We start from the raw sequence: 25,504 nt of genomic DNA on the forward strand, positions 1-25,504 counted from the left end.
TCTATTGGGTCAGTTGCGGTTCAGGGTGAGCCGCACCAACTCCGAGGTCACTGGTGCTGGCCGCCGGAGTTGAGAAGCTCCTGGCGGCGGAGGTGTTCGTCCGGACGCGAGTCGATGCGCTCGGCGTCTGGTTCGGACAGGTGTGTAGTGTTGCCAATGGAAAGGGCGCCACCGATGATGCGGGCGCATTTCACAGCCATTTCTGTGATGTGCAGAGCCTCCGTGGCAGATTGGCCCAAGGCAAACATTCCATGATTGACAAGGTATAGAGCCTTCGGCGGCCCACCGAACGCAGCGATATGGTGCTGAAGTTCGCGGCGTGCGCTGCGGGCCAGTTGTAGCCCCGGGTCGGTGTAGGGAATGAGCAGCTGGTGCTTGCCCAGGACCACCACCTGGTCGGGAAAGAGGGATCCTGAGACGAGCTCCGTGGCTTGGTCGGAACAAAGCAACGCATTGACGCTGACCGGATGGGTGTGGGCGACGACCGGCGCCCCCCCGTATTCCTGGCAGACAGCGTGCAGCAAAGCCTCAACGGAGGGCCTCTTGTCTTCGGAGTCGACGAGGCTTTCCATCAGTACGCGCGCAACCGTTCCATCATCGGCCGTGTCATCGTGCAGAAGGGCCAGAAGCGGAGCCAGCCGGACCTCAACCAGGTCTTTTCGGGTGGCCGCCGCCATGCTAGCCCCTGACGCCTTGACAAACATCGTCTCCGGGGTCGCTCGCCCGGAGACGTTTCCTTCAGCAAGGATCACTAAGTCCCGCCCGGGTTCTCCGAGGGTTCGGCAGAGCCTGACAATGTCGTCGGCTATTTCATGGCTCACGACTGTTCCTTTCGCGCGGCTTGGAGGTTATGCAGTTTCTGCCCGGCTGTCTGCCAGGCAAGCAATGAGGACCTGTGGGAGGCCGGGTTGTACCGCAGCGGTTCGGTGCTGGCCCGAACGATCTTGCGGGCGTGGGCCACGTTTTCGACTGCACCCGTGGAGATGGCTTGGACCAGGAGGTTGCCCAAGGACGTGGCTTCGGCGGGACCGGCCAGAACGGGGAGCTGGCACGCGTCGGCGGTCAGCTGGCACAACAGCGAGTTTCTGGCACCTCCGCCGATCATGTGGATCACCTCGACGGGTTCCCCGCTGATCTCCTGGGCCTTGGCGATCGTTGTGCGGTATGCCAGGGCCAGGCTGTCTACGATGCACCTGGTCATTTCGGCATGACTTTCGGGAACCGGCTGACCGTTTTGTTGGCAATAGCTCGCAATTCGTGCTGGAAGGTCGCCAGGCTCCAGGAAGGCAGGGTCGCCAACGTCGATGACAAATTGATGAGCCCGGACATCCTGGGCTGCGCGGAGGAGAGCCGGGATTGTGAAGCGGCTACGAACGTCTCTGTTCCATTGCCGGACGCATTCCTCGAGCAGCCACAGACCTGCCAGATTCCTCATGAAAAGTGTCGTGCCGTAGGCACCCTGCTCATTCGTGAAATTTGCTGATCGTGAATCCTCGGTCAGTACCGGCCGGTCCAGTTCGAGTCCCACGAGCGACCACGAGCCGCACGAGATGAACGCGTACGGTTCTTCGGCGGGTAGCGCCAGCACAGCCGAGGCGGTGTCATGTTCTGCGACGCGATACACCATCAACGGCTCGGCTGCTGAGATGGCGCCGCGGATGGCCGGAAGAATTTCCCCGGCAGCGGTCCCGGTATCGCACAGCTGTGGCAGGGCTGAGAGTGGGATGCCGGCCCGTGAGGCCAGTTGCGGAGACCAGCTACCGGTGGATATGTCCACGAGTTCCGTGGTTGACGCGATCGAACGCTCGGCCCCGAAGGTGCCTGTGAGGCCGTGCACCCAGAGATCGGGGATTAGGAGGGCTCTCTCTGTACCATCCAGTTCGCCTCGCTGGGCAGCGTCCGAGAGTTGGTAGAGCGTATTTATGGGGAGCGGATTGATGCCCGTGATGCTGTACCCGACCCGGGCCGGGATCCGCTGCCGGAGACGTTCGACGGTCTCGGACGGAGCTGACCGGTAATGGCGCGCTGGCGGGAAGTCCTGTGCGCCAGAGCGGACGATGCCGTAGTCGACACCCCAACTGTCGATACCTGCGCCGTTGGCCGAATGGCCCCGTTCGCCTAGCGACGCGAGGGCGGTGCGAAGGCCAATGAGCGTCTGTTGAAACAGCCGGGCAGTGTCCCACTCCAAAACGCCCGAGACCAGAAGCGGGTCGTTGCTAAATCGTGTTACTTCTTTCATTTCGATCTGTGTATCTTCGATGATCCCGTAACAGACCCGCCCACTCGTGGCTCCAAGGTCAACCGCTATAAACGCAGGCATGGATCCTCACTCTCGACACTGAAAGACGGTGATGCACCGGGTGGTACATGCTGTGAAATTTATCAAGGAATTTCACTCGATGCAAGAGTTTTGAACACGATCTAACAAATGGCGGTAGGATTAGTTCTATGACAACCAAGGGGGCGACATGACGCTAAGCGGCACTGCAGCCACGGAAGAACGCCGAGAAATGCTCAGAGCGATCCTTCGCGAGGACGGCACAGTTGACCTGGCTGCCGCCTCTGAAAAACTCGACGTGCACCCAATGACCGTTCGCCGCGATCTCGATTATTTGGAACGGGAAGGGATCGCACGTCGTGTCAGGGGTGGTGCCGTCTACGTCGGTGTCGAGGATTTCCATCAACGCCAAGGTCGTCATTTTGCCGCAAAGCGCCGTATCGCCGAGAAGTTGGTGCCCCTGATCAAGTCAAACCAAGCAATCGGTTTTGATGCATCAACTACGGTCTTTCAGCTCGCAAGCGCGCTAAAAGATGTCGAGCAACTCTCAGTTATCACGAACGGATTGGCCACGTTCACGGCCCTTCAACATCGGCCAGGGATACGCGCGTACCTCACCGGAGGGGAATCCGAGGAGCAGAACGCCAGCCTCGTCGGGCCGTTGGCCGTGGCCTCGTTGTCCAGTTTCTTACTGAATACATGTTTTCTCTCGACGACATGCATCGACCCGGTCATCGGCACCAGCGAACCCACAATGGCTCAGGTTGAGGTGAAGAAGGCGATGGCGGACGCGTCCCAGTTGGTTGTCATCGCCACAGACTCATCGAAGCTCGGTACGCGTTCCGTCGCTCGCGCCCTCCCAATGGCCAGGATCGATTTGCTCGTCACGGAACTCGACCCCAAGGACCCGAAACTGGACCCTTTCCGAGACGTCACTGACATCCTCTGAAGCGTCGTCGGCCTGCCGTATGCTAGCTGAATGGCCCGCACGGCAAGAGAACGCATTGATGGTGACCCGATTTCGTCCAGCATTTACGGTGCGCTTATGGACAAGATCTCTCCACTCCGCAGGTGTGAGCTGCTAGAGAACGCGTCGTCGTTCCACGTGGTCCACGGACGAGCGTTTCTTGGTATCCATCCCCGCCGTGGTGGGATTCTGGTCAACATCGTTCTGACCAGAGAACTCGAATCGGCACGGATTCACCGCGCCGAGCGAGTGTCGGCCAACCGGTGGCACAACGAAGTCATCCTGACGGACCCCTCAGAGATCGACGCCGAACTGCTCACCTGGATCCGCGAAGGATATGCCCACACCGTCTGAGGCGGCCACGGTGGCCCCTCGCCGCGGTGTTCATGGCGCGGATCGGTGAGCTTGTTGGGCGATGGTTGCAACGAGGCGGTGGGAGCCGGTGCCGATTCTTGTCTGTCGTTCAAGATGCTGTCAGGGTTGCCGGTCGGGGGTGTGGGGGAGCGCATTGGGGGCAGGAAATGTCACACGCTGCTCCCTGTAAGGCGAAGATCCGTGGTCGGAATGACATCATCGCGACAACTTACAGCGAGGTCGGTTTCCTCCACCAGATCAAGTAGGTCATCCCAGGCAGCAGCGGGAATTTTCCACTGTGCGAGGTCCGCGACAAACTCGGCTTGCGACGGGGTACTGACGCCAACGATCGTTGAGGCAACCCGTGGATCGAGCACCGAGAACTGCAGTGCAGCTGCCGCCAGGGGGATGCTATACGCCGCACAGATCAACCGCATCTTATCGCTTCGTTCCAGACGTGCCGGGCTCCTCTCCCAATTTGTGCGACGGGGGGGCGTTCCCGCTCCCTGCAGAAGTAAGCTGCCGGTGAACGGCGCGGCATTTACGAATGCCACCTCCCGGGAGACTGCATTCTGGATCAGCGGTTCGGCCGCCCGATCCATCAGGTTATACGGAGTGTGGCTGAACACGGCGTCGAAGGCATCAGTTGCCAAGTACTTCAGTTGGAGATCTACCGGACCGCCCTCGATCGCGAGGTGACGGATCAAGCCCTGATCCCGTAACCCGACAAGGGACCCGAGAGGGCCGCCAGGGGCTGTGGCTGCCTTAAGGCTGAGCCCTTCGGGATCTTGTAGCAAGACCAGCGGGAGACTGTCGAGGCGAAGCCGCTGAAGGCTCTCTTCCACGGCCCGAACAATGCTGTCGCCCGAAAAGTCGAGACCTAAGGCGGGTCCCACTCTGCTCGTCAGCACGAATCCGTCGGGCAGGCCGCCTGCCTCATGAATGGCGCGCGAAATCCGACGTGATCCCTCCGCTCCTTGCCAGTATTCACCACTCGCATCCATGAAGTTGAAAGGTCCCTCCAGCACCCGTTGAATGGTCGCCACGGCCGTTTCTAAACCGGCTCGGAACTTCAGCTGTCCGGAGTGAGTATCCACTGTGCCAATTCCGATGCACACGGACGTCACTGGCAATCCCCTATGGCCAAGCATTCGCTTCTTCATCTCTACCCTCTTCAATTCGGCAGGAGCGAAAGAGTCTCGAAGGACCTATCTCGCACCCGTTCTGGGTCGCGAGACAGATCCCCCGAAATCCGTTTGCTGCTAATGGCTTCAAGGTCTTGTACCGGATGGAGCCGCGTACGCCCGTGTCTACGACGGCAATGAGCTGTCATGATCCGACAGTTTCTCTTCTCTGTTCTCTTGCACGGCCGACGAAAGCCATTGACCGGTTGGCCCCAGCTGCACGACGCTGCCCGGCATTGTCAGTCCTTGCTGCTGAAGGCGGCGTCGAAGCTGGTCTGCGAGGCGGGGAAGTCGAACTTCTTCAGCGCCGCGAGGGCTTCGGGGGCGCCGTGGAGGCGGTCCATGCCGGCGTCTTCCCATTCCACGGAGATGGGGCCGGTGTAGCCGATCGCGGTGAGGGCGCGGAACGACGATTCCCAGGGGACGTCGCCGCGGCCGGCGGAGACGAAGTCCCACCCGCGGCGCGGGTCGCCCCAGGGCAGGTGCGAGCCGAGGACGGTGTTCCGGCCGGTGGGGCGGAGCTTGGTGTCCTTGCAGTCCACGTGGTAGATCCGGTCCTTGAAGTCCCAGATGAAGGAGACCGGGTCGATGCCCTGCCACATGAAGTGGGAAGGGTCCCAGTTCAGCCCGAACGCTTCGCGGTGGCCGATTGCTTCGAGGGTGCGGACGGTGGTCCAGTAGTCGTAGGCGATCTCGGAGGGGTGGACTTCGTGCGCGAAGCGGACGCCGCATTCGTCGAAGACGTCCAGGATGGGGTTCCAGCGGTCCGCGAAGTCCTGGTAGCCGGCGTCGATGACCTTTTCCGGGACGGGCGGGAACATGGCGACGTACTGCCAGATGGAGGAGCCGGTGAACCCGACGACGGTGTCCACGCCGAGGGCTTTGGCGAGCCGGGCAGTGTGTTTCATTTCCTCGGCGGCGCGGGTGCGGACGCCTTCGGGGTCGCCGTCGCCCCAGACCCTGGACCCGACGATCGCTTCGTGGCGGAAGTCGATGGGGTCATCGCAGACGGCCTGGCCCTTGAGGTGGTTGGAGATGGCCCAGACCTTCAGGTTGTACTTCTTCAGGACGGCGAGTTTGGCTTCGACGTAGCCGGGTTCGTCCCAGCGCCAGGCGTCCAGGTGGTCCCCGGAGACGGCGATTTCGAGGCCGTCGTAGCCCCAGCCGGAGGCCAGGCGCGCGACTTCCTCGAACGGGAGGTCGGCCCACTGGCCGGTGAACAGGGTGTACGGGCGGGTCTGCTGATCGGGCATGCTTGTATCCGTTCTGGTGGGATCGCTTAGGCTGCGGCGTAAGCGATGACGTTCTCTTTGGTTGCTTGGGCTTTGTCCAGCTCGGCCACTACTCGGCCGGACCGCATGACCATGACTCTGTCGGAGAGCTCGAGCAGCTCGGGGAGTTCGCTGGAGATCACAAGTACGGCTACGCCTCTGCGGGCCAACTGTTCGATCAGACGGTGGATCTCGGCCTTCGCACCGATATCGATGCCCTTTGTTGGCTCATCCAGGATGAGCACCTTGGGGTTGCTTGCCAGGCATCGTGCGATGATGACCTTTTGCTGGTTGCCGCCGGACAGGGACTGTATCGGCGTTTCCGCAGACGGGGTCCTGACATCGAGTTCCTTGATGTAGTCGCCGACCATCTTCTTTTCGTAGTCCCTCTGCAGCACGCCCCATTTACTAACCTGTTTCAGGAGGGTCAGCGTGGTGTTTTCGCGGATGGACAGCATCGGGATGATGGCCTGCAGCTTTCGCTCCTCCGGGACGAGGGCAATGCCGGCAGCGATGCCGGCAGATGCACCATTCAGACGCAGTTTCCGGCCGTTTACCTCTACGGTTCCGGCGTCGGCTTTGTCTGCCCCGTAAATGCATCGGGCAACCTCGGTCCGGCCGGCACCGACGAGTCCTGCGAGTCCAACGATCTCTCCCGCGTGCAGTTGGAGGTTCACGTCCTCAAACGCACCGGCCAGGCTGAGGCCCCGGGCCTCAAGAACGAGTTCACCGCGTTCGCGGGGTATGTGCTCGTAGAGGTCGACGTCCTTGCCCACCATCAGCTGCACCACGGAGCGGGCGTCGAGTTCATCTGCCGGGACGGATGAGGCGACCGTTTTGCCTTCGCGGATGACGGTGATCCGGTCGGCCAGTGTGAAGACTTCTTCCAGTTTGTGCGAAACGTACATGATCGCCAGGCCCTTGGACCGCAGCTCGTTGACCAGCTTGTACAGTTTCTCAACGTCCTGCTCGGTCAGGGCGGTGGTGGGCTCATCCATGATGATGACTCTCGCGTCCTGGGCTATGGCGCGCGCGATTTCCACCATCTGACCGTCCACCGTTGAGAGGGCCATGGCAGGGGTGTCGAGGTTGAGGTGGGGTGCGACCTGGTCGAGGGCTTTGCGTGCGCGCTTGCGGATCTCGCGGCGGGAGAGGATGCCGTTGTGTCCGCCCCAGTTTCCCAGAAGAACGTTCTCTGCAACGGACAGGTCCGGGACCAGGTTGTGCTCCTGGTAGATGGTGGCGATGCCGGCGGCCTTGGAGGCTACGGTGCTGGAGGGCATGAGTTCGCCGTCCACGTACACGCCGCCTTCGTCGGGTGTGTAGAACCCGCTGAGGGTCTTGATCAGCGTTGATTTTCCGGCTCCGTTTTCGCCGCAGACGCAGTGCACCTCTCCGGCATGAAGCTCAAAGTTCATGCCGGAGAGGGCGACGACGCCCGGAAACAGTTTTACGAGATTGCGTGCTTCAACGATTGCTGGAGCGAGTCCGGGCTTCTCGGTCATGCCAGTTCCCTCCTGAGGAAGGTGAGTCCGTCTCGGGCCAGCGCGTCCATGGAGGGCGCCACCGGCCGCCAGAGCGAAACGGCCTTGGCGATTTCCTCGACCGTGGGAAGGAACGATTCGACCACAATGGAACCCTCGTAATTGATCGTTTTCAGTGCGTCAAAGGTCTCGGACCACGGGACGTGTCCGCTGCCGGGCGTTCCGCGGTCGTTTTCTGACACTTGGAAGTGGAAGACCTTGTCACCGGCAGCGGTGATGGCGGCACCGATGGTCTTCTCTTCGATGTTCATGTGGAACGTGTCGAGCATCAGGCCTACGTTGTCCCGGCCGATCAGCTCGCACAGTTCCAGTCCCTGCTCGACGGTGTTGACCAGGTCGGTTTCGAACCGGTTGAGCGGTTCTATGGCCAGGGTGACGCCGCGTTCGGAGGCGTAGTCGGCCACTTCACGCAGGCTGTCGGCCGCCCACTGGCGCTGCTGCTGGCGTTCCCCGGGGGGAAGCAGCCGGGCTTTGCCGGTGGCTGAGTACATCGGTCCGGCCACGTGGGGTGATCCGACGGCCTGGGCGATGTCGACGCACTGTTTCAGGTAGTCAATGCCCTGCCGCCGCTTCTGCGGGTCCTCGTGTGAGACGTCGCGGTCCGGGCCGAATGCGCCGCAGATGGACACGGGCAGCCCGGTTCGTTCTGAGGCCTTCTTCAGTGCTTCTGCGCTGACCACGGCAGGGTCTTCAATGCAGACTTCGATCAGGTCGTAGCCCATCTCCTTGGCGACATCGAACTGATCGACGTCCTGGTCGGTGAACGGGGAGACGAGGATGAAGGTGCTGACTCCGAACTGGTATTTACTCATTGGGCCACAGCTCCTGTTCCAGCTTTTTCATTTCGTTGATGGCTTTTTCGGTGTAGGGGTCCAGGAACTCCAGGTGGCCGCCGCGTGCCATCATTGCGAAGGGGTTTGATGCGGCGGGCAGGAGTTCGAAGGTCAGGTAGCCGTCGAAGTTGATGTCCTTCAGCGTCTGCAGTGTCGGACGGAAGTCGATGTGTCCTACGCCGGGGGCTGCACGGTTTGAATCGGCGAGGTGGACGTGGTTGACCTTGCTGCCGGCACGGGCGAAGGCGCCGTGAATGGTGTCTTCTTCGATGTTCATGTGGAAGAGGTCACCGTGCACGCCGGCGTTTTTCAGGCCGGTAGCGTCCAGGAGTTCAACGGCGCGGTCGAGCCGGTTCAGGAAATGTGTCTCGTACCGGTTCCATGGTTCGAGGGTGATGTTGATGCCGACGCTGGCCGCATATTCGCCGAGCGTGCGGACGTTCGCGACAGCCCATTCCCATTCCTGTTCGTCGCTGGCCAGGGCTTCGGTCTTACCCACAGGGGAAGGTCCGACGATGATGGTCGGAGCTCCGACGGCGGCGGCGAAGTCGGCTACCGACTTGCCGTAGTCCAGGGCCTTCTGCCGGTTGGCGGCGCTGGGATTGATCAGGTCGCGTTCCTCCCCAAACCAGATGCTGCAGATGGAGCTGACGTCAATGCCGGCGTCCTTGGTGAGCTGGTTGATTTCTTCGACGTTGTGCGTTGCGGGTTCTCCTACGAGTTCGATGGCGTCGTAGCCGTAGCGAGCAACGCGGTCGATGCCTTTGGCGATGTCTTCCTGGTAGTAGACGATGGCGTTGTAGGAATACTTGAAGCGGGACATGTTTCTCCTTGAGTTGGAATTGTTGGTTCTGCCGGGGCCTAGTGGCAGGCCCCGGCCCCGGCAGTTAGAGCTTGGGGGCTCTAGTCCTTGAAGATGTTGCCCCACAGCTTGGGGTCATCGACGTTCTCTTTGGTGATGAGCTTGGTGTCGGTCAGTTGCATCTTGGGGACCTGCTTGCCGTCGAGCAGATCAACTTGGGCCTGAAGGGCCAGTGCTCCCATTTCGAAGGGGTTCTGGTCCATCGTGGCGTCCTGGATGCCCTTGCGGATGCGGTCCAGGGCGAGCGGTGTGCCGTCGACTCCGACGAGCGGGATGTGGTTTGCGGCTCCGACCGGGGCGTCCTTGTTGATCTGTGAGAGGCCGGAGACGATGCCACGCACCATTTCGTCGTTATGGCTGAAGAGACCGTTGATGCTTGAATCGGCGGTGAAGTTATCGACGGTCAGGGACAGTGCGTTATCTGCAGTCCACTGCGCGTCACGGCCGATGACCTTGATGTCGGGGGACTGCTTGATGCCCTCGGTGAAGCCCTTGCCGCGAAGAATTGCGTGGTAGGCGCCCTTGGCTCCTTGGTATTCAAGGACGGTTCCCTTGTTTCCCATCAGTTTGGCCAAGGCTTCAGCGCCGAGTTTGCCGGCCTTTTCGTTGTCGAAGGCGACGGCAGCGTCAGCGATGTCGCCCGGGATCACCGAGTCAACGGTGGTGACGGTCTTTCCGGCATCGTGGATCATTTGGACTCCGGGAACGAGCTCAGCGGAGTTATTCGGGCTAAGGACGATGCCGTCTACGCCCTGGGCAAGCTGGTCCTGGATCTGGCTGATCTGGGTGCTGGAATCGCCTTTGGCATCAAGGACTGTGACTTCCACACCGAGTTCCTTCGCCTTATCCTTGACGCCCTGCCCGAGGGCAACCATGAATTCAAAGCTCTGGCTGTAGAGCAGGACGGCGATTTTCTTTGTCTTCGTTCCGTTGTTTGCTTCCTGTGCGGCGCTGGGTGCACCGCAGCCGGTCAGGGCGATGGTGGCGGCGGAGATTGCCGCAAGGACCGCCAGTTTGGGTGAGGTCTTCATTGACTTACTCTTTCTGTTGAGTGCTTGGGTGTGCCTGCTGGGCCGGGCTGTAAGCGGGTGAGGTGTCAGGCCGAAGTTCGGGTGGTGTGCGCTGTGGCGGGCCCGGTGATCGGGGTGCCGGCCGTCTTCGGGTCTATCGCCGGAGCCGGCCCGATCTTGCGTTTCCGCGACAGGTTCTTTTGGACGTACTTGTAGCGGTACACGTCAAGGGCGGCGGCGGCGAAGATGACGACGCCTTGGACGATACGGTCGTAGGATGAGGGGATGCCGAGCAGGTTTACGGCGTTCGAGACCATGGCGATCAACAGCACGCCGAGCAGGGTGCCCTTGATGTTTCCTTGGCCGCCGAAGAGGCTGGTTCCGCCGATGACCACGGCGGCGATGACGGTCAGTTCAATGCCGTCGCCGGCACGCGGGCTTCCGGAGGCCAGGCGGCCGGTGAGCAGGAGCCCTGCCATTCCCGCCGAGAGACCGGCGATGATATAGGCGTTCATCGTGACACGGTCGACGCGGATCCCTGCAAGCAGGGCTGCTTCCTTGTTGCCGCCGACGGCGTAAATGGAGCGTCCGTAGGTGGTACGGGTCAGGGCCAGGTGGGCCAGGAAGGCCAGGACCAGAACGGCCGGTATGAGCAGGGGGATTCCTGCGATTTTCGCGCTGACCATGTCGGTGAGCACCTTTGGAACAGGTGTGATGTTGCCGCCGTCGGAGTAGGCGAAGGCGATTCCCGACCCGGCGGAGAGTGTTGCCAGGGTCGCGATCAGCGGGGATATGCCCAGCTTCGTGACCATCAGCCCGTTGACAGCTCCGACGCCGGCACCAACCACGAGGCCGGTCAGGAGTCCGATTGCCGGCGGCATGTTCATGTTGACGATCACGCCCATGGACAGCACGGACGACAGGGCAGCGGTCGAGCCTACCGAGACATCGATGCCGCCGGTAAGGATCACGAAGGTCATGCCGATGGCGAAAACACCGAGGATCGTGCACTGGTACAGCAGGTTTACCAGGTTGACCGTGGTCAGGAATACCGGGCTGAGGAATGTCAGCAGTACACCGAAGAGCAAGACGACGACGAGCAGGCCCTGCGCACCGATGAAGTCACCGACGCCGGAAAGCCGTGAACGGGACTCGTCTTGGGATTTTCCGGGGCCAGCCTTCCCGGAACCCGGACCGGCGGAGCCGGTGGCTGTTTGTGGCTGCATGGTTGTATCTCCAGTCAATTCGACACTTCCTCGGGTCGGAAGTGCTAGTGGCTGCCGAAGAGTTCGGCGTTGGTCTTCAAAAGAATGGGCGCACCGTCCTGGCGGGCGGAGTCGGCGGTGGCCATGACGAGCTGCAGGCTCTGGATGTTATCGGTGACGTCCGTCTCAGCCTTATGCCCCGTTTCGATGGCGTCGCGGAAGGCTGCCAGGGTCCCCAGGCGTTCCTCGACCGGCAGGGGATCCAGATCGACATGCATGACGCCGGCGTGTTCCACCGCACCGGCGAGGAATACAGTGTCGAACAGTGAGGCGAAGTTGATGGTGACCTCGTTGTTCTTCCATGTGATGGCACCCTTGCTGCCCTGGATTTCCCAGTCGCCATCCCAGCTGGTCTGCGGGCCGTAGGAGCTCCATGAACCGGTGTATACGACGCGGGCACCGTTGCCGCAGTCGAACTGCACGACCGCGGAGGCGTTGCCCTTGAACCTGGAGGTGCCAGTGTTCCAGGACCGTGCACGCACGGCGGTGGGTTCGACACCAACGATGCCGCGGAGTTGGTCAAGGTGATGGATCATGGCGTCCACGATGAGGGGTTCATCCATTTCAAGCCGGAAGCCCTCGAACGGCGGGTTCTTCTTATAATCAATGAAGACGTGCTCGAGGTCTCCGATCACCCCTTCGCTGATGAGGCGCTGAACCGTCCGGGCCGCCCGCTTGAAACGGTAGTTCTGCGACACCATGGCCTGCTTGCCGGACTTCTCCGCTGCTTCGATGATCCGGACTCCGTCCTCAAGACTGTGGGCAAGAGGCTTCTCAATTAGTGTGTGCACGCCAGCTTCAAGGGCCGGGATCGACACTGAGGCGTGGTACTCGGGCGGAACGATGACGAGGACGGCGTCGAAGGTTTCCTTCTGGTTGAGGGCTTCCTGGATATTCGCGTAGGCCGGGATTCCGTATTGTTCGCCTGCAGTCCGAGCGGCGTCCGGGTTGACGTCAACAACGCCGGCCAGTTCCCAGGTTTTGCTTTGATGGATGACGTTCAGCCATGAAGCGCCCCATGCGCCGAGGCCTACCTGGATAATCTTCACTTCTGGACTCCTTCTAGTTGTTTCATGCCGGGAACATCGATCCACTGACCGCCCTTGCTGGATTCGATGATGCTTGTTGTTAGGACGGCTGCCCTGAGCCCGTCCTGAAAGGTGGGAAGGCCATCGCGGATGTCTCCGTCGATTGCGGCGTAGGTATCGGCGACAAAAGCATTGAACGCATCCTGATAACCCTGCGGATGCCCGGCCGGCAGGACACTGAGCCGTGCCGCTTCGGGGCTGAGCGCGTCCGGGTCGCGGACCAGCAGCTGGGAACCGGCCCGTTTACCAAGCCACAACGTCTCCGGTGCTTCCTGGTCGAACTGGACCGTGCTCTCGGAACCCGAGATCTCGATCATCAGGCGGTTCTTCCGTCCAGGCGCAACCTGGCTGACCAGGAGGTTTCCCACGGTCCCGGTCTCAGTCGCGAATACAGCGGCAACGAGGTCCTCCGTCTGGATGTCGGTGTGGTTTGCCCGGCCGGAAAACAGTGTGCGGCTAACTGCGCCGATTCGGGTGATCCGGTCATTGGTGACGAATTCGAGGAGGTCGCACAGGTGGGAGCCGATGTCGGCGAACGCCCGCGAAGGGCCACCGAGACTTGCGTCCACCCGCCAGTTATCGTCGTCCCGCGACAGCAGCCAGTCCTGAAGATAGGACCCCTGAATGGTGGAGATCCGTCCCGTCTGGCCGGATGCAATACGTTCCCGGGCTTCCCGGACCATCGGGTGGAACCGGTAGATGAAGGGAACGGTCGCGACCGTCCCGGCCGTAGCCGCCAGCTCCACCAGTTTGGTGGCATCCTGCACATTGGTAGCCAGAGGCTTCTCGCAGATAACGTGCTTGCCTGCCTTCAGCGCGGCCTCCGCCAATGCGGCGTGCGTGGCGTTCGGGGTGCAGACGTGGATAATGTCGATCATGTCGTCCTGGACGAGGTCCTGGACGGAGTCGTAAGCCTGTTCGACGCCGAGGCGGTCCTTGGCGCGGGCGGCACTGGCAGGGCTCGAAGACGCTATGCCGGCTATTTCCGCCCCTGCGGCACGGGCGGCTCGGCTATGCACCTCCGCCATGAACCCGGCGCCGACAAACCCGGCCCGTAACCGGGTGGGGGCTGTCGTGGTTCTGTTGTTTTCCATGCCGAAACAGTGACATGCAGCACGGGGCTTTCGTCAGTCAACCAGCAAAAGTCTGCACCTTTTGACGCTCTTGGGGGCGGTTTGCGCACCGAAGCTGCACTTTGTGATGCTGAGGGCCTCGACGAGTGGACGGGAGTGAGTGGGCACCTTGACACTGAGTGGAGATGAGGTCCCCTCGGAGTCCTGTGAAGCGTGGTGTGTCAAGACCTCACGCTCCCCACTCCTCTTTTGAGCCCCGAAACGGAGAGACATGCACAACGGCGGTGTCGGCGAACTTTTGCGCATCCTGCGGGACGGACGCCCGCGAACCAGGGCCGACCTGGCCGGGATAACGGGCTTGGGGCGAGCTGCCATCAGTTCCCGCCTCGAGGCCCTCCTGGAACTCGGGCTAGTTGTGCCGGTGTCGGATGCGGCTTCCACCGGAGGCCGCCCCTCAGCGCGACTAGCCTTTAACCCCGGTGCAAGGCTGGTCGCTGCCGCCGACATCGGCGCCACGCACGCGACCGTGGCTCTCACGGACCTGTCGGGAAGGATTCTCCTGGAAACTACTGAACGACTTGAGATTTCCTGCGGGCCCGAATTTGTTCTGGACTGGCTAGCGATGACAATGCAGGGTCATTTGGAAACGAAGAAGCGTCCGGCAACGGACATCATCGCTGTCGGGATCGGGTTGCCCGGTCCCGTGGAACACTCCACCGGGAAGCCCACCAGCCCTCCGATCATGCCGGGATGGGATGGATTCGATGTGCCAGCTTATGTTCAGCAGACCTTTGATGTTCCCGTACTCGTTGACAACGATGTCAACATTATGGCCCTCGGCGAGCGGGCGACACGCTGGCCCGACGTGGACAACATGATCTTCCTTAAAGTCGCCACCGGCATCGGATCGGGTGTTATTAGCGGAGGAATATTGCAGCGAGGCGCGGCAGGAGTCGCCGGAGACGTCGGTCATATTGCCGTTTCCAACGCGGCAGAAATTCAATGTCGCTGTGGCAAGACTGCCTGCCTGGAGGCCATCGCAGGCGCTCCGGCCGTCGCCGCCCAGCTCCGCGAAAACGGACTCGAAGCAACCACCGCAAACGACGTCGTCTTGCTCGTCCGTTCCGGCGATTTGGCTGCTATTCAAGCCGTCCGGCAGGCTGGCCGCGACATCGGAGAAATGCTCAACATGTGTGTGAGCCTCATCAACCCTTCCCTGATTGTCGTCGGCGGATCACTTGCTCAATCCGGAGAACATCTGATCGCCGGAATCCGTGAAACGGTCTATGCACGCTCAACGCCGTTGGCGACCCAGCACCTGAATATCACTCAATCCGAAACCGGCCCGGAAGCTGGAGTCGTCGGGGCCAGCATCTTGGCTGTCGAATATGCCCTCGCCCCTCAACGAGTCAATGATTTCGCGATCAGGCTGCACCCCGGCGGACACCAAAATACCGATGATCTGCAGAGCGTGGAACACATCGCCCAAAGTTTCCCGGCCGCTCCGTGACGCCGTGGCCGAACAATTGCATCCGCATTTCCTTGACCACGTCTCCAAACGGAGATGTCGAAGAGGCGCACGCCAGTGTGTGGAGTGGGCGATAGCGGCGTTTTCCGAGCCCGTGCCCTATCCACCGGCATGTCATCCAGGCGAAGGCGGTGCCCATACCGGACGGTTCGGGCGCCGGCATTAAAGCCATAACCGCACCAATCAAAACGTACACAGGTAAAATACACCTAACAGCTGAGGTCCTTGCTGGTCAGTCTTATGAGCCACCGTAACCGCTTCCTCAGACGTCGTGGCCACCCCAGGACCGCCAGAAAGGTTCAGCTGTGTAAAGGAGGATAGCATGCCTCAATCTGCTCCCGAGAACAGCGGTCATCTGCGACGATATGCAGTGCCGGAGGGGCTTAGCCCCGAACAGAGGTTCGAACATTGGCGAACGTGGTACGGAAGTGCTGTCGAGACTCCGATGCGGTTGGAAAAGTTGGCACATGCTGATCCCGTGCCTTTCACTCCTTCGGCCATTAGTCTTGCGGGGCCAGGTTTCAGCCTCATAGAAATAGTCAACGCTCCGGCTTTGGGCTCGTGGGCGCCGAATCCTGACAGTAGGGATCTGCGACTGGCCTACTTTAGGAAAGCGCCCGCCCTAATTCTCGCTCTCAACGGCGTGCCTGAGCCAGTGTCACCGGGCGCCGTCAGGTTCATCGATACCTCGCTGGGCGGCAGTTTTGATGCGCCCGAGGGCTTTCACGCCTTGCAGATCAACATCGACCGCAGCAGCCTAGATGTGAGCGAGGCCGCGCTAGGCTCCCTACTTCGCCTGCCTGACCTCGCAAAGCATCCGATTGTAGGCACCTTCGTAATTCCTGCGCTGTTGAGTTGGAAACGGCAGGGCATTGACCGCGAGGCATCGGGAACCGGAGATATTCTCCGATCCGTGATGGCGACCCTGGTGGGTTCCCTGCTTGAAACGCCGGTCAGCGATGAGGCGCAGAAACCAGCCCTAAGTCGGGCGGTGAAGAAATACCTTGATGCTAACTATGACAACGCTGATCTGGACGTGGCAACGGTCGCCGAAAGGTTCAATCTCTCCCGTCGTTCCCTGTTCTACTTTTTCGAGAATGAAGAGCTCCACCTGGGTGAGCGCATACGCGCCTTGAGAACGCGCAGAGCGCTGGAGCTACTCCTGCAGGCCGACGCTCAAAAGATAACCTACTCAGAAATTGCGGCATCGTGCGGATTCACCAACATTCAAAGCATGCGTCGTGCGGTGAAAGAGTTTACCGGGATGAATGTAAGGGAGATCCATCGATCCGAGACCGACGTTCGTGTCGCCCTGCAACGACTGCGCGAGTCACTGAGGCCCTAACAAGGTGGTATTGCGGTCGGAGTCACGGGGATGGACCAGCGGCGAACCCGGTCTCGGTATCGCCTATCGTCCCTTCTGCTACGAGCGGGACGGTGCATTCATCATCTGATCCACTTTTCGATGGTCATTACTTCTCCCTGTTGGCCGCCAGATTGATGGGTCCGTCGGGTCCTTCCATAGTCGGTACAGTTTGGGGTGGAGCTGCGTTGAGGCGCTTATCTCACGGGTCGCAGCTTCTGCCACATCGGAAACCGGACAATCATTTATCAGGTCAAGCGCGGGTCGACCTGCGCATGCCTACTGTCCGGGGTGAACGAGGCTTGATCAAGGCACCGAGCCAGATGACTGGTTCGGGCAGAATGTCCATGAGTCACGCCTCAGGGGCCTAGACTAGCCTCCCAGCCGGCATCATGTGAACCAAGATTAGTGAATTTCCCTGCGTGTACGGGCAGCTTTGTTGGCCACCAGAGGGCATTTTCGCGGGCCGCCGGCCTATGGGCAGCTTTTCATCGCCGCTAACAGCACTTCAGCAATTCTGGACGTTTATGTCTTGTTCATTTCCCTGACGCGTTGGCCTGGAGATCCGCGATGTGAAAACTGGTCCGCGACTAATGTTGGCTGCTAAAAACAGAGCCAGGCCGCGGCGGGTTACCAGGGAAGGGACTTAATTGTGAGATGTGGGACATCAACGGGGCCGGGACTTCGAAACTATCGCAGGCCCAGGAAAGTCTTTTAATGTCAATATGAACATAAGATAACATAGTTACCGAAGATAAAAATGACGGCATACGTGCACCGTCCGCACGGCAAGTTTTCGCCGCCACTGAAACGGTACGTCTGCCGTTCCATACAGCACGTAGCTTCAGGACCGGCGAAACGCTGGCTGTTCTAGAGGCCTGTATCGCGGTGAAAGTGGCTGCAAGACCGAAAGGAGCGCATTTTGGGCTATATCTACTTGACTTTGGCTATCGCTGCGGAAGTTGCCGGTACAAGCCTTTTGAAGTCGACTGAAGGATTCAGTCGACTTTGGCCGAGCATTTGGTGTTTGGGAGCGTACGGCATAGCCTTCGCGCTGCTCGCACAGGTCGTGAAGAGCGTCCCAGTTGGAGTGGCATACGCTCTTTGGTCGGGATTAGGCACCATCGCCATTGTTGCTATCGGGGCACTATTTCTTGGGGAGGCGGTCAGCACTGTGAAGATCGTCGGAGTCGGACTAGTCGTTTCCGGAGTCGTCGTACTTAACGTGACCAGCACGCACTAACAGCAGTCTTTGGAACTAGGTTGAACAAGGACTCCAACGATCCTGCTACTTGGCAGCGCATTGGATCGCAACATCGAGCGGAGCATTCTTAGCGAAAGCGCCATGGATGCCTCCGCGGATCGTGATGACGAGGTTGATTGTTGTGGCGACGACGTCGGTCCCGGAAAAGTAGGAAAGGAACTGCGTGCTCGAGCGCCGTGGCCAGTTCCCACTAGAACTCGACGTGCAAATCCGTAAAGCCGATGCGGGCGGATGGGAGTCCCTGCGCCGCGGCCCTCGCTGTTGCCGCAGGTTCCGCGTTTCACCGGCGCCGGTGTCGCAACAGCAGGCCAGTCAGCCCAGACCAGTTGGTCGGCGGTACGGTCGGCCACTCTGCTACAGGTGCGACGCTGAACAGCACCGAGTGTGGATTCACGCATGGCACAGAAACCGCCGTGAACAAAGTGACGCTGACGTTCGCTGGCGCCACCAGCAGCAAGCCCCGACCGTTGTCGTCCTCCGTATCGTCGCTTGACGTGCAGTTGATGATCGGGTTGGCACACAGAACTCGGTCGGGAAAGGCCACACGTGAAGTGCTTGTCGGAACGGGGCTTGCTGCGGGAAGTTGCCCGGGTTAATGCTGGCTGAACGCTCCACTCTGCACGTAAAGCGACATTGTGGCCAGGCTTGGGGAACCCCGACCAGAACCCCCTGTTGCCCTTGGGCTTACCTAATCTCCGCGATCAGCCGCCAGCCAGTCGAGCGCCTCTTGGCCCGGAGAGCACGCGGACATAACGGTCGGCTCTGCTGCGCGGTTGGTGGTCCGTGCTCACTTCCTGGAGGCCGCGTGGGTTTGTCATGTAGGCCCATGTTCGTTTCTCCATGAGACGTTCGGAGAGGAGGGACCCGCCACCATGATGTTCGTCGATTTCCAGCAGGAGAGCCGCCCCGAAGTGCGGTGCCTATTGGGTGCCAGTTCGGAGCCGGAGGCCTGCTTGTCACATTCGAGCGGAAGCGCGCCCCGCCCGGACGGGTTTAACCAGCCCGATTGGGGTCACCGAAGTGGGCAAGGAGAGAGCGTGCACAATGTGCACACTCTGGGCTTCGGATCGGGTCGTACTGGTGGCGGAGCGGGCCGGATTGCGGAGGTTTTCGGGGGAGTGGCGGAAATTCAAGGGCCGGAGTCCGGTTCGAGTCCCACCTCGGGCACGCATAACCCCTCGGCAGAGGGGTTTTTGCTTTAATGTGTGGACATTGTCCCTCCGCGGGTCCCTCTGACACTGTCCGCGGTTTGTGCCTGGCGCCGCGGTCGCCTGTTCGGTTGTGTGGGTCGGGGTCGGGTCCTGGCCTGCGGGCCTCCCGCTTGCTGGAATCTAGGGTATGTGCCGTCCTATCTGGCTGTTCCGGTGGCCAGTGGTTGGCCCTCACTCATTCATGGTCAGGAGTTGTGGTGACGACATGACCAAGACGAGTTTTCTTCGAGGATCTTTCTCGGATAGCTGCGTTCGCGAGCCAGAAAGGGTGCGCTCATCGCGTATTGTCCGGCCAAAGGGGGTGTGCACATTGTGCACACCCGTGTGCACGGGCGGCTTTTCGACCTGCATTTCGGTCCTTCCTCATGGTTCTGCCTTCACCACTTCATGCAGGTCTCTGTTGCAGGGGGCATGACTTTGCGGCCTGGATCGTCGGTGTCGTTGGACGTTCCGGGTTCAGCGGGGACGTCTTTGGGGGTATCTGCGGCAGTGGCGTCCGATCCGTCCACCGAGCGGAGGTGTGTGGGATCCGGACTTTCTTCCGGGCAGCCCTGCTTGGTTGATCACGCCTGACTTTGGCGCCCCGAGCTGGCAACGCTGCTCACTTTTCCGTCCGCGAGCATACGGAGGAGTGGAATTCCGATCCGGACGAGTGGGACGCGGCGGTGGAGGGCTGGCTCCGGAACGTCCCGCCGTCGTCGTCCACATCCTTATGACTCCGGGTCATGACGCTTCGAGGCCCCAGGGCCGGAAGGCCCGGTCTTTGTCCATGTTCCAGCCAGCCACCATTCCGGAGCCGATCTTTAGGCCGCTGAGCCTGGCCAGTTGGGCAAGAGCTGTGGCCAGATCTCGTGGGTTTAGCGGTGACTTGTGGCTAGACGGCAGTGCTCAGGTAGTCGATGGCCAGTTTGTAGCCGTAAATGCTCGCACCCGAGATCATGACGGTGCAAGCGGAGGTGGGGATCTTTTTACTTTCGGGTGTAGTCGTTGTTGATGAGGATTTCGACAGCGGGAATGCAAAGGGAAGCCAGCGCATTGTGCAGCTCGGCTAAGGAATGGCCTAGGCCCCCTGTGCTGATGACTATCCCGACGGCCGAGGCCGCGGATGCCCGCACAGAATCCACGATGCTGGCTAAATTGCAGGACTCTATGCGTGCGGTGAAGCCGTGTGCCGTCGCAGCCGACTGGACAAGTTGCTCGATCTCTGCGCGGGTACGGGCCCGGCGATGGTCGTGTTTGTCCGGATTAGCCAAGGGCCCGTTGATAACGTGGATGGTTCCTCGGCTGGGTACCGGCGGGTGGACGGCAAGATCGAAGGGTCGCGCCAGGGACCATGCGGCCGTGGTCGAAGCAACCTGCGTAAGCTGCTCGGTGATGGGGGCCCTTAGGGCGCCCCGTCCCCGTGCCAGCTCCGATGCTGCCGCAGAAGCAACGTAGCCTAGGTTGGCTGCGACAGACAGAATTCGTTCTCGAGTGGATTGCGCGACGTTTGGCAGTCCACGCAGGGCACGTGAGGCTGTAGCGGTCGACACTCCAGCGGCGGCCGCTACCTCCCGGATGCCCGTGGCGGGCGCCAGGAAAGACTGGCCCGGATGTGCTTCCGACGCCCCCACCGTATGGTTGCTCGGCGTGATCATGGGAGTTGCTGTTCTAGCCGGCATAGCCATTGGGGTTGGTTTTCTGCCAGCGCCAGTGGTCCTCGCACATCTGGTCCACGGTCTTCGTGGTGGACCAGCTCAGGTCAGCCAGGGCGGAGGTGGCATCGGCCCAGAAGGCCGGGAGGTCCCCTGCGCGGCGGCCGGTGATCTCGTAAGGGATTTCGTGTCCCACGGCTTTTTCAAAGGACCGAAGCACTTCCAGTACCGAGGAGCCCTTGCCGGAACCAAGGTTCCAGCGGAAGACACCAGTACGGTCAGCCACGTGGTTAAGGGCTGCCACATGGCCTTCGGCAAGGTCCACGATGTGGATGTAGTCACGCAGGCAGGTGCCGTCCGGGGTGTCGTAGTCCCCGCCGAACACCATGAGCTTGTCCCGCCGGCCCACAGCCACCTGGGCAATGAACGGGACAAGGTTGTTGGGGATGCCCTGGGGGTCTTCACCGATCCGGCCGGACGGGTGTGCGCCCACCGGGTTGAAGTAGCGCAGGAGTGCGATGTGCCASCGGCTGTCCGCGKCGCCGAGGTCCGAAAGGATGTCCTCGATCTGTTCCTTGGTCCGGCCGTAGGGGTTGTTGGCGCCGATCTCCATCTTYTCCACATAGGGGATGGGGTTGTGCTCGCCGTACACGGTAGCCGAGGAGCTGAACACGAGGGAGCGGACGTCATGCTTGTCCATGACGCGGATCAGGTTCAGCGTGCCGACGAGGTTGTTGTAGTAGTACTTCAGCGGCTCCCGGACCGATTCGCCCACAGCCTTCAGGCCGGCGAAGTGGATCACCGCGTCGATCCGGTCCTGCGCGAAAACGGCGTCGACGGCCGGCTCGTCCACGAGGTCAACGTTGTGGAACACCGCTTCCTTGCCGCTGAGCTCGGCCACGCGGCGCAGCGACTCCTCGCTCGAGTTGACCAGGTTATCAATGACCACCACGTCATGGCCGGCTTCCTGCAGGGACAGTACTGTGTGCGACCCGATTTACCCGGTGCCGCCCGTGACCAGAATTCTCAAGTGCCTTCCTCTGCCTGGGCAAAGACTGCCCCGACGTCCCGGCTATTCCTGGGAGTTGGGGTACGGCGGGGCAGTCTGCAGTTTGGTCTATTCGGCTGTTAGAGCGCCGTGAACTTCAGCACCAGGGCATGTTCCGGGTTGAGTGCCGGCATGGGCAGCCCGACCTCGGCAAGGAACCGCCCGTTGGCTACGGCCCCGTCCGCCAGCCAGGTCGGGGGGCGGACCTGGGTGAACGTGTGCGAGCAGTCGGCGTCACCCGGTGCCGGGAAGATCGCCTCAACCCGGTACGTACGTCCGCCGTCTAGACCAGGAATCGTGATCCGTCCGGGCTGCTCTGCGAATGATGTCCGCGTGCATACGAAGGCGAACAGCGCCGCCGTGCCTTCATCAGCATCCTCTTGGGCCACCACGCCGTGAAGCATGAGCGAGTCATCAGCGACGTCGGCACGGACCATCCGGCCACTATGGATGAGGTTCCGATGTTCTTTGTAGAGCCCGATGAAGCGCTTGAGTTCCTCCCTTTCGGCGCCCTGAACGCTGCGGACATCCCATTCCAGGCCGAAGTGGCCGAACAGGGCGGTGATGGCACGGAAGGACAGGTCGTGCGTGCGCGCCGTGGTGTGTGACGTGGTGGGCCCGATGTGGCCGCCCACCAGCTCGGGCGGAACCACCACACCGGTCCACCGCTGGATGGTCTGCCGTTCCAGCGCATCGTTGCAGTCCGAGCCCCAGATGCGGTCAGTGCGTTCCAGGATGCCCAGGTCAACGCGTGCCCCGCCGGAGGAGCAGCTCTCAATTTCGACGCCGGGATGGGCCTTGCGGAGTTCGTCGAACAGGCGGTAGGCGGCGAGGGTCTGTTCGTGAACGGAGGAGCGTCCGGCGTGCCCGTGTTCCAGCAGGTCGCGGTTCTGGTCCCACTTGAGGTACCTGATGTTGTTTTCACTCAGAAGAGCGTCAATGCGATCGTAGATGTACTGCCACGCATCCGGGTTTACGAGGTCGATGACGTGCTGCTGCCGCCACTCGAGTGGCAGCCGGCCGCCGTCCTTATACGAAGCGGCGGAAGGACCAACAATCCAATCGGGGTGTGCGCGGACAATGTCGGAATCGAGGTTGACCATTTCCGGTTCCACCCAGAGGCCGAACTCCATGCCACGGGACGTCACGGCGTTGATCAGTGGCGTGAGGCCGTCGGGCCAGAGCGATTCGTCGACGTACCAGTCGCCCAGGCCGGCGCGGTCGTCGCGGCGTCCGCGGAACCAGCCGTCGTCGAGCACAAACCGCTCAACGCCAAGCTCCGCGGCTGACTCAGCCAGCTCCATCAGGGTGGTGAGGTTGTGGTCGAAATAGACCGCTTCCCAGACGTTCAGCACCACCGGACGAGGCTTGCCGGCGGGCAGGCCGGTGGTGGCTGCGGGCAAAACGTGATGGGGGCGGGACCGGAACCAGCTGTAGAACGCCTCGCTGATGCCGTCCAAGCCGTGGTCCGAGTACGCGGCAAAGAGCGCCGGAGTGGTGTAGCTGGCGCCTGGTGCGAGGATGACCTCGGCCGGGCCGAGGAGCTCGGAGCCGCCGATCATGGTGCGGCCATCGCCGATGCTGTCCGCGAACTGCTCGTGGTTGCCGCTCCAGGCCAGGTGAGTGGCCCAGACCCGCCCGTGCCGGTTGCCGAAACCGGCGGTGCCGGCGGCGAATAGCAGTGAGGAGTCGTGGCCGGTGCGGCCGTGCCGGCCGGTGCGGACCCAGGTGCCCTGCTGGATGGGGCGGCGTTGCGGGTGGCGTTCCCGGCACCAGCGCCCGGTGAGGTCGAGGAGTTCGGTGGCGTCGGGTGCAACGGGAAGGACTGTTGCCAGTTCGTCGACCTGGTAGGGCGTGGTGGCGTCGTTGGTGACGGTGTGGCGCATTTCCAGCAGGCCGCCGTCGTGCAGCGTCAGAGCGGACGTAACGGTGAGGCCGGCGTCGGGATCGGATTGGACGATGACGGCGGAATTCCCCTCGGTGCTCGCTGTCACGACGCGGAGTCGGGCCGAGAAATCAAGGCCGGAGACGCCGTCGGCGACATGGTGGCCGCGGAGGGCGGGACGGCCACGCCATCCGGCTGAAGCCTGAGGAAGGAGGCCAGTGGGCACAGCGGCGTCGATGGACGACGGCGGAATAGCGGCTGTGAGGATAGCGAGACCCGGCAGCGTGCTGCCAAGATCCGCGCCCCAGTGGATGATCTCGGCCTCTCCGCTGTCGAAGCTGACCACCAGGCTGGTGCCGGCGGAACGGAGGTGGAGCGGGTCCATAATTGTGTCCTTCTGCGGTGTGGAAGTAAGGGGTGGGCTGCGCGCCGCGGGGAAGACGATGCCCGCGGCGCGCCGTCGGTATAGCGGATGGCCCTACTTGAAGAGGGCGTTGACCTTTTCGTTGGTCTCGGTCAGGGTGCTGGCGTCCTTCTTGCCGGTCAGGACAGCGTCCATTGCGGGGCCCATGAGGCCCTCGACCTTCGCCGCGTTTTCGGTGATGGGGAAGAGGAAGGTAGTGCGGTCCGTAACGTGCGTGGTGAAGGCGCTGACGTCGACGCCTTTGGCCTTGAAGGCCGCGGCGGCCTTCTCGGAAGAGGACTTGATGGCGGGGAAGACGACTGCCTTGGAGGCCACGACGTCCTGGCAGGCGCTGGAGGCCAGGTATTCGACCCACTTCACGGATGCTGCCGGGTTCTTGGTGCCAGCCCAGACGGAGTCGGCAAGGCCGTTGAACATGGACGCGCGCTTGCCGTCAGGTCCCTTGGGGGTGGGGGCGATTCCGGTGTCGATGCCCTTGTAGCTGGTGTACTGGCCAATCATCCAGGATCCGTTGGTGTTGATGGCTGCCTTCCCGGCGCCGAAGGCATCAGCCACGCTGGCGCCCACGGTGGTCTCAAGCTTGGGCATGTAACCCTTGTCCGCGAGGCCGGCCCACCACTTGATGGTGTCCTGGAACTTGGGATCGTCGTAGTTGAACTTCGTGCCCCACGGGTTTTTGTCCGTGTGGGTCCAACCAGTGGTGCCGGTGAGGAAGCTCCATTGGGTCTGGCCCTGGCCGGTACCGGAGCTTTCCAGGCCCAGGCCGTAGACGGCCACCTGATTCTTGTCGAACCCGGCCTCGTCGCCGCGCTTGCCGCTCTTGTCCACGGTGAGGTGGGCGATCGCCTTTTCATAGCTGCCGCCGTCCTGCGCGTTCCAATCCAGGTTTCCGAGCTGTTCCTCGGTGTAGCCGGCGTCCTTGACGAGCTTCTTGTTGTAGAACATGGCTACTGTGTCCCAGTCCTTGGGCAGCCCATAGCGCTTGCCGTCCTGGCCCACCCAGAGGTCAGCGAGGCCCTCGTTGTAGACGTCCAGTTTGACCCCGTCCTTGTTGACGGCGTCGTCGAGGGGCAGGAGTTGCTTCTTGGCGGCGAATTCTGGGTACTTGGACAGGTGGTTGGCGAAGACATCCGGTGCGTTCCCGGCCACGAAGCCGTTGGTCAGCGTGGTCCAGTAGTCCCCATAGCCGCGCTGGGTGATCTTAACTTTGATGTCCGAGTTGGCTTTAGTGAAGTCATCCGCGCACTGCTTGTAAGCGGGGAGCTGGTTGGCATCCCACAACCAATAGTTGATCTCGCCCTTGGCTTCGCTGGAGGCGGGACTTCCGCCGCCGCAGGCGGAGAGGGAGATGGCGATGGCTGCGGCGGCAGCGACGGCACCGAGAGTTTTTTTCATGATGGACCTTTCGAATAGGGCAT

General features: G+C 61.5%; 20 protein-coding genes and 1 pseudogene. 5 read left to right on the forward strand and 16 right to left on the reverse strand.

The features are described 5' to 3' along the window. Positions 1-47: 47 nt before the first annotated feature. Positions 48-821: a class II aldolase/adducin family protein gene (locus AC1DRE_RS17625; RefSeq protein WP_476985812.1), complete on the reverse strand. Its 774-nt coding sequence runs from the start codon at positions 819-821 to the stop codon at positions 48-50. Continuing rightward, positions 818-2,320: a rhamnulokinase gene (locus AC1DRE_RS17630; protein ID WP_476985813.1), complete on the reverse strand. Its 1,503-nt coding sequence runs from the start codon at positions 2,318-2,320 to the stop codon at positions 818-820. Before AC1DRE_RS17630 ends, AC1DRE_RS17625 begins: the two co-directional genes overlap by 4 nt. A gap of 148 nt (positions 2,321-2,468) precedes the next feature. Between AC1DRE_RS17630 and AC1DRE_RS17635 the strand changes: the two genes are divergently transcribed. After that, positions 2,469-3,227 carry a DeoR/GlpR family DNA-binding transcription regulator gene (locus AC1DRE_RS17635; protein ID WP_476985814.1) on the forward strand — a complete coding sequence of 253 codons (759 nt, stop codon included), beginning with the start codon at positions 2,469-2,471 and terminating at the stop codon, positions 3,225-3,227. A 30-nt stretch (positions 3,228-3,257) separates the two neighbouring features. Then, positions 3,258-3,599 (forward strand): DUF5655 domain-containing protein, encoded by a 342-nt coding sequence (locus AC1DRE_RS17640; protein WP_476985815.1) that lies wholly within the window; start codon positions 3,258-3,260, stop codon positions 3,597-3,599. A 170-nt stretch (positions 3,600-3,769) separates the two neighbouring features. Here the strand turns inward: AC1DRE_RS17640 and AC1DRE_RS17645 are convergent, their stop codons facing one another. The 9 genes from AC1DRE_RS17645 to AC1DRE_RS17685 all read right to left on the reverse strand — a co-directional run bounded on the left by AC1DRE_RS17645 (position 3,770) and on the right by AC1DRE_RS17685 (position 13,750). Continuing rightward, positions 3,770-4,762, reverse strand: a complete 993-nt coding sequence (locus AC1DRE_RS17645; protein ID WP_476985816.1) for an aldo/keto reductase — start codon at positions 4,760-4,762, stop codon at positions 3,770-3,772. Between the two features lie 260 nt (positions 4,763-5,022). Beyond that, positions 5,023-6,036, reverse strand: coding sequence for a sugar phosphate isomerase/epimerase family protein (locus tag AC1DRE_RS17650; protein WP_476985817.1), 1,014 nt, complete (start codon positions 6,034-6,036; stop codon positions 5,023-5,025). A gap of 26 nt (positions 6,037-6,062) precedes the next feature. Next, positions 6,063-7,559, reverse strand: coding sequence for a sugar ABC transporter ATP-binding protein (locus tag AC1DRE_RS17655; RefSeq protein ID WP_476985818.1), 1,497 nt, complete (start codon positions 7,557-7,559; stop codon positions 6,063-6,065). Continuing rightward, positions 7,556-8,410 carry a sugar phosphate isomerase/epimerase family protein gene (locus AC1DRE_RS17660; RefSeq protein ID WP_476985819.1) on the reverse strand — a complete coding sequence of 285 codons (855 nt, stop codon included), beginning with the start codon at positions 8,408-8,410 and terminating at the stop codon, positions 7,556-7,558. The genes AC1DRE_RS17655 and AC1DRE_RS17660 overlap by 4 nt, the downstream gene beginning before the upstream one ends. Then, positions 8,403-9,254 (reverse strand): TIM barrel protein, encoded by an 852-nt coding sequence (locus tag AC1DRE_RS17665; RefSeq protein WP_476985820.1) that lies wholly within the window; start codon positions 9,252-9,254, stop codon positions 8,403-8,405. Before AC1DRE_RS17665 ends, AC1DRE_RS17660 begins: the two co-directional genes overlap by 8 nt. Before the next feature lie 80 nt (positions 9,255-9,334). Beyond that, on the reverse strand, positions 9,335-10,324 hold the full coding sequence (locus AC1DRE_RS17670) for a sugar ABC transporter substrate-binding protein (RefSeq protein ID WP_476985821.1): 990 nt from the start codon (positions 10,322-10,324) through the stop codon (positions 9,335-9,337). 65 nt (positions 10,325-10,389) lie between these two features. After that, positions 10,390-11,529, reverse strand: a complete 1,140-nt coding sequence (locus tag AC1DRE_RS17675; protein WP_476985822.1) for an ABC transporter permease — start codon at positions 11,527-11,529, stop codon at positions 10,390-10,392. A gap of 44 nt (positions 11,530-11,573) precedes the next feature. Further along, complete coding sequence (locus AC1DRE_RS17680; protein WP_476985823.1) at positions 11,574-12,617, reverse strand: Gfo/Idh/MocA family protein; 1,044 nt, start codon at positions 12,615-12,617, stop codon at positions 11,574-11,576. Next, positions 12,614-13,750 (reverse strand): Gfo/Idh/MocA family protein, encoded by a 1,137-nt coding sequence (locus AC1DRE_RS17685; RefSeq protein ID WP_476985824.1) that lies wholly within the window; start codon positions 13,748-13,750, stop codon positions 12,614-12,616. Before AC1DRE_RS17685 ends, AC1DRE_RS17680 begins: the two co-directional genes overlap by 4 nt. Before the next feature lie 250 nt (positions 13,751-14,000). On the opposite strand from AC1DRE_RS17685, the gene AC1DRE_RS17690 reads away from it, so the two are divergent. The 3 genes from AC1DRE_RS17690 to AC1DRE_RS17700 all read left to right on the forward strand — a co-directional run bounded on the left by AC1DRE_RS17690 (position 14,001) and on the right by AC1DRE_RS17700 (position 17,863). Beyond that, positions 14,001-15,239 (forward strand): ROK family protein, encoded by a 1,239-nt coding sequence (locus AC1DRE_RS17690; RefSeq protein ID WP_476985825.1) that lies wholly within the window; start codon positions 14,001-14,003, stop codon positions 15,237-15,239. Between the two features lie 340 nt (positions 15,240-15,579). Then, positions 15,580-16,602 carry a helix-turn-helix domain-containing protein gene (locus AC1DRE_RS17695; RefSeq protein WP_476985826.1) on the forward strand — a complete coding sequence of 341 codons (1,023 nt, stop codon included), beginning with the start codon at positions 15,580-15,582 and terminating at the stop codon, positions 16,600-16,602. A gap of 955 nt (positions 16,603-17,557) precedes the next feature. After that, positions 17,558-17,863: a DMT family transporter gene (locus AC1DRE_RS17700; protein ID WP_476985872.1), complete on the forward strand. Its 306-nt coding sequence runs from the start codon at positions 17,558-17,560 to the stop codon at positions 17,861-17,863. Positions 17,864-20,063: 2,200 nt separating this feature from the next. Here AC1DRE_RS17700 and AC1DRE_RS17705 read toward each other — a convergent pair. The 5 genes and pseudogenes from AC1DRE_RS17705 to AC1DRE_RS17725 form a co-directional block, all read right to left on the reverse strand. Next, the gene (locus AC1DRE_RS17705) at positions 20,064-20,348 is read right to left on the reverse strand and encodes a type II 3-dehydroquinate dehydratase (protein WP_476985873.1); all 285 of its coding nucleotides are present in this window, start codon (positions 20,346-20,348) and stop codon (positions 20,064-20,066) included. 141 nt (positions 20,349-20,489) lie between these two features. Beyond that, positions 20,490-20,732, reverse strand: a pseudogene (locus AC1DRE_RS17710) (LacI family DNA-binding transcriptional regulator); the annotation flags it as partial. Between the two features lie 13 nt (positions 20,733-20,745). Next, positions 20,746-21,726: a UDP-glucose 4-epimerase GalE gene (gene galE / locus AC1DRE_RS17715; RefSeq protein WP_476985874.1), complete on the reverse strand. Its 981-nt coding sequence runs from the start codon at positions 21,724-21,726 to the stop codon at positions 20,746-20,748. A gap of 131 nt (positions 21,727-21,857) precedes the next feature. Then, complete coding sequence (locus tag AC1DRE_RS17720) at positions 21,858-24,047, reverse strand: alpha-galactosidase (RefSeq protein ID WP_476985827.1); 2,190 nt, start codon at positions 24,045-24,047, stop codon at positions 21,858-21,860. Positions 24,048-24,140: 93 nt separating this feature from the next. After that, positions 24,141-25,481: an ABC transporter substrate-binding protein gene (locus AC1DRE_RS17725; protein ID WP_476985828.1), complete on the reverse strand. Its 1,341-nt coding sequence runs from the start codon at positions 25,479-25,481 to the stop codon at positions 24,141-24,143. Positions 25,482-25,504: the final 23 nt, after the last annotated feature.

The sequence above is a fragment of the Arthrobacter sp. P4_H3 genome, from assembly GCF_056400885.1.

What these genes read in the sequence shown, in the direction of transcription:
- AC1DRE_RS17630 (WP_476985813.1), bottom strand. Translation starts at nt 2,320, where the DNA reads ATGCCTGCGTTTATAGCGGTTGACCTTGGAGCCACGAGTGGGCGGGTC.
- AC1DRE_RS17635 (WP_476985814.1), top strand. Translation starts at nt 2,469, where the DNA reads ATGACGCTAAGCGGCACTGCAGCCACGGAAGAACGCCGAGAAATGCTC.
- AC1DRE_RS17640 (WP_476985815.1), top strand. Translation starts at nt 3,258, where the DNA reads ATGGCCCGCACGGCAAGAGAACGCATTGATGGTGACCCGATTTCGTCC.
- AC1DRE_RS17645 (WP_476985816.1), bottom strand. Translation starts at nt 4,762, where the DNA reads ATGAAGAAGCGAATGCTTGGCCATAGGGGATTGCCAGTGACGTCCGTG.
- AC1DRE_RS17650 (WP_476985817.1), bottom strand. Translation starts at nt 6,036, where the DNA reads ATGCCCGATCAGCAGACCCGCCCGTACACCCTGTTCACCGGCCAGTGG.
- AC1DRE_RS17655 (WP_476985818.1), bottom strand. Translation starts at nt 7,559, where the DNA reads ATGACCGAGAAGCCCGGACTCGCTCCAGCAATCGTTGAAGCACGCAAT.
- AC1DRE_RS17660 (WP_476985819.1), bottom strand. Translation starts at nt 8,410, where the DNA reads ATGAGTAAATACCAGTTCGGAGTCAGCACCTTCATCCTCGTCTCCCCG.
- AC1DRE_RS17665 (WP_476985820.1), bottom strand. Translation starts at nt 9,254, where the DNA reads ATGTCCCGCTTCAAGTATTCCTACAACGCCATCGTCTACTACCAGGAA.
- AC1DRE_RS17670 (WP_476985821.1), bottom strand. Translation starts at nt 10,324, where the DNA reads ATGAAGACCTCACCCAAACTGGCGGTCCTTGCGGCAATCTCCGCCGCC.
- AC1DRE_RS17675 (WP_476985822.1), bottom strand. Translation starts at nt 11,529, where the DNA reads ATGCAGCCACAAACAGCCACCGGCTCCGCCGGTCCGGGTTCCGGGAAG.
- AC1DRE_RS17685 (WP_476985824.1), bottom strand. Translation starts at nt 13,750, where the DNA reads ATGGAAAACAACAGAACCACGACAGCCCCCACCCGGTTACGGGCCGGG.
- AC1DRE_RS17690 (WP_476985825.1), top strand. Translation starts at nt 14,001, where the DNA reads ATGCACAACGGCGGTGTCGGCGAACTTTTGCGCATCCTGCGGGACGGA.
- AC1DRE_RS17695 (WP_476985826.1), top strand. Translation starts at nt 15,580, where the DNA reads ATGCCTCAATCTGCTCCCGAGAACAGCGGTCATCTGCGACGATATGCA.
- AC1DRE_RS17720 (WP_476985827.1), bottom strand. Translation starts at nt 24,047, where the DNA reads ATGGACCCGCTCCACCTCCGTTCCGCCGGCACCAGCCTGGTGGTCAGC.
- AC1DRE_RS17725 (WP_476985828.1), bottom strand. Translation starts at nt 25,481, where the DNA reads ATGAAAAAAACTCTCGGTGCCGTCGCTGCCGCCGCAGCCATCGCCATC.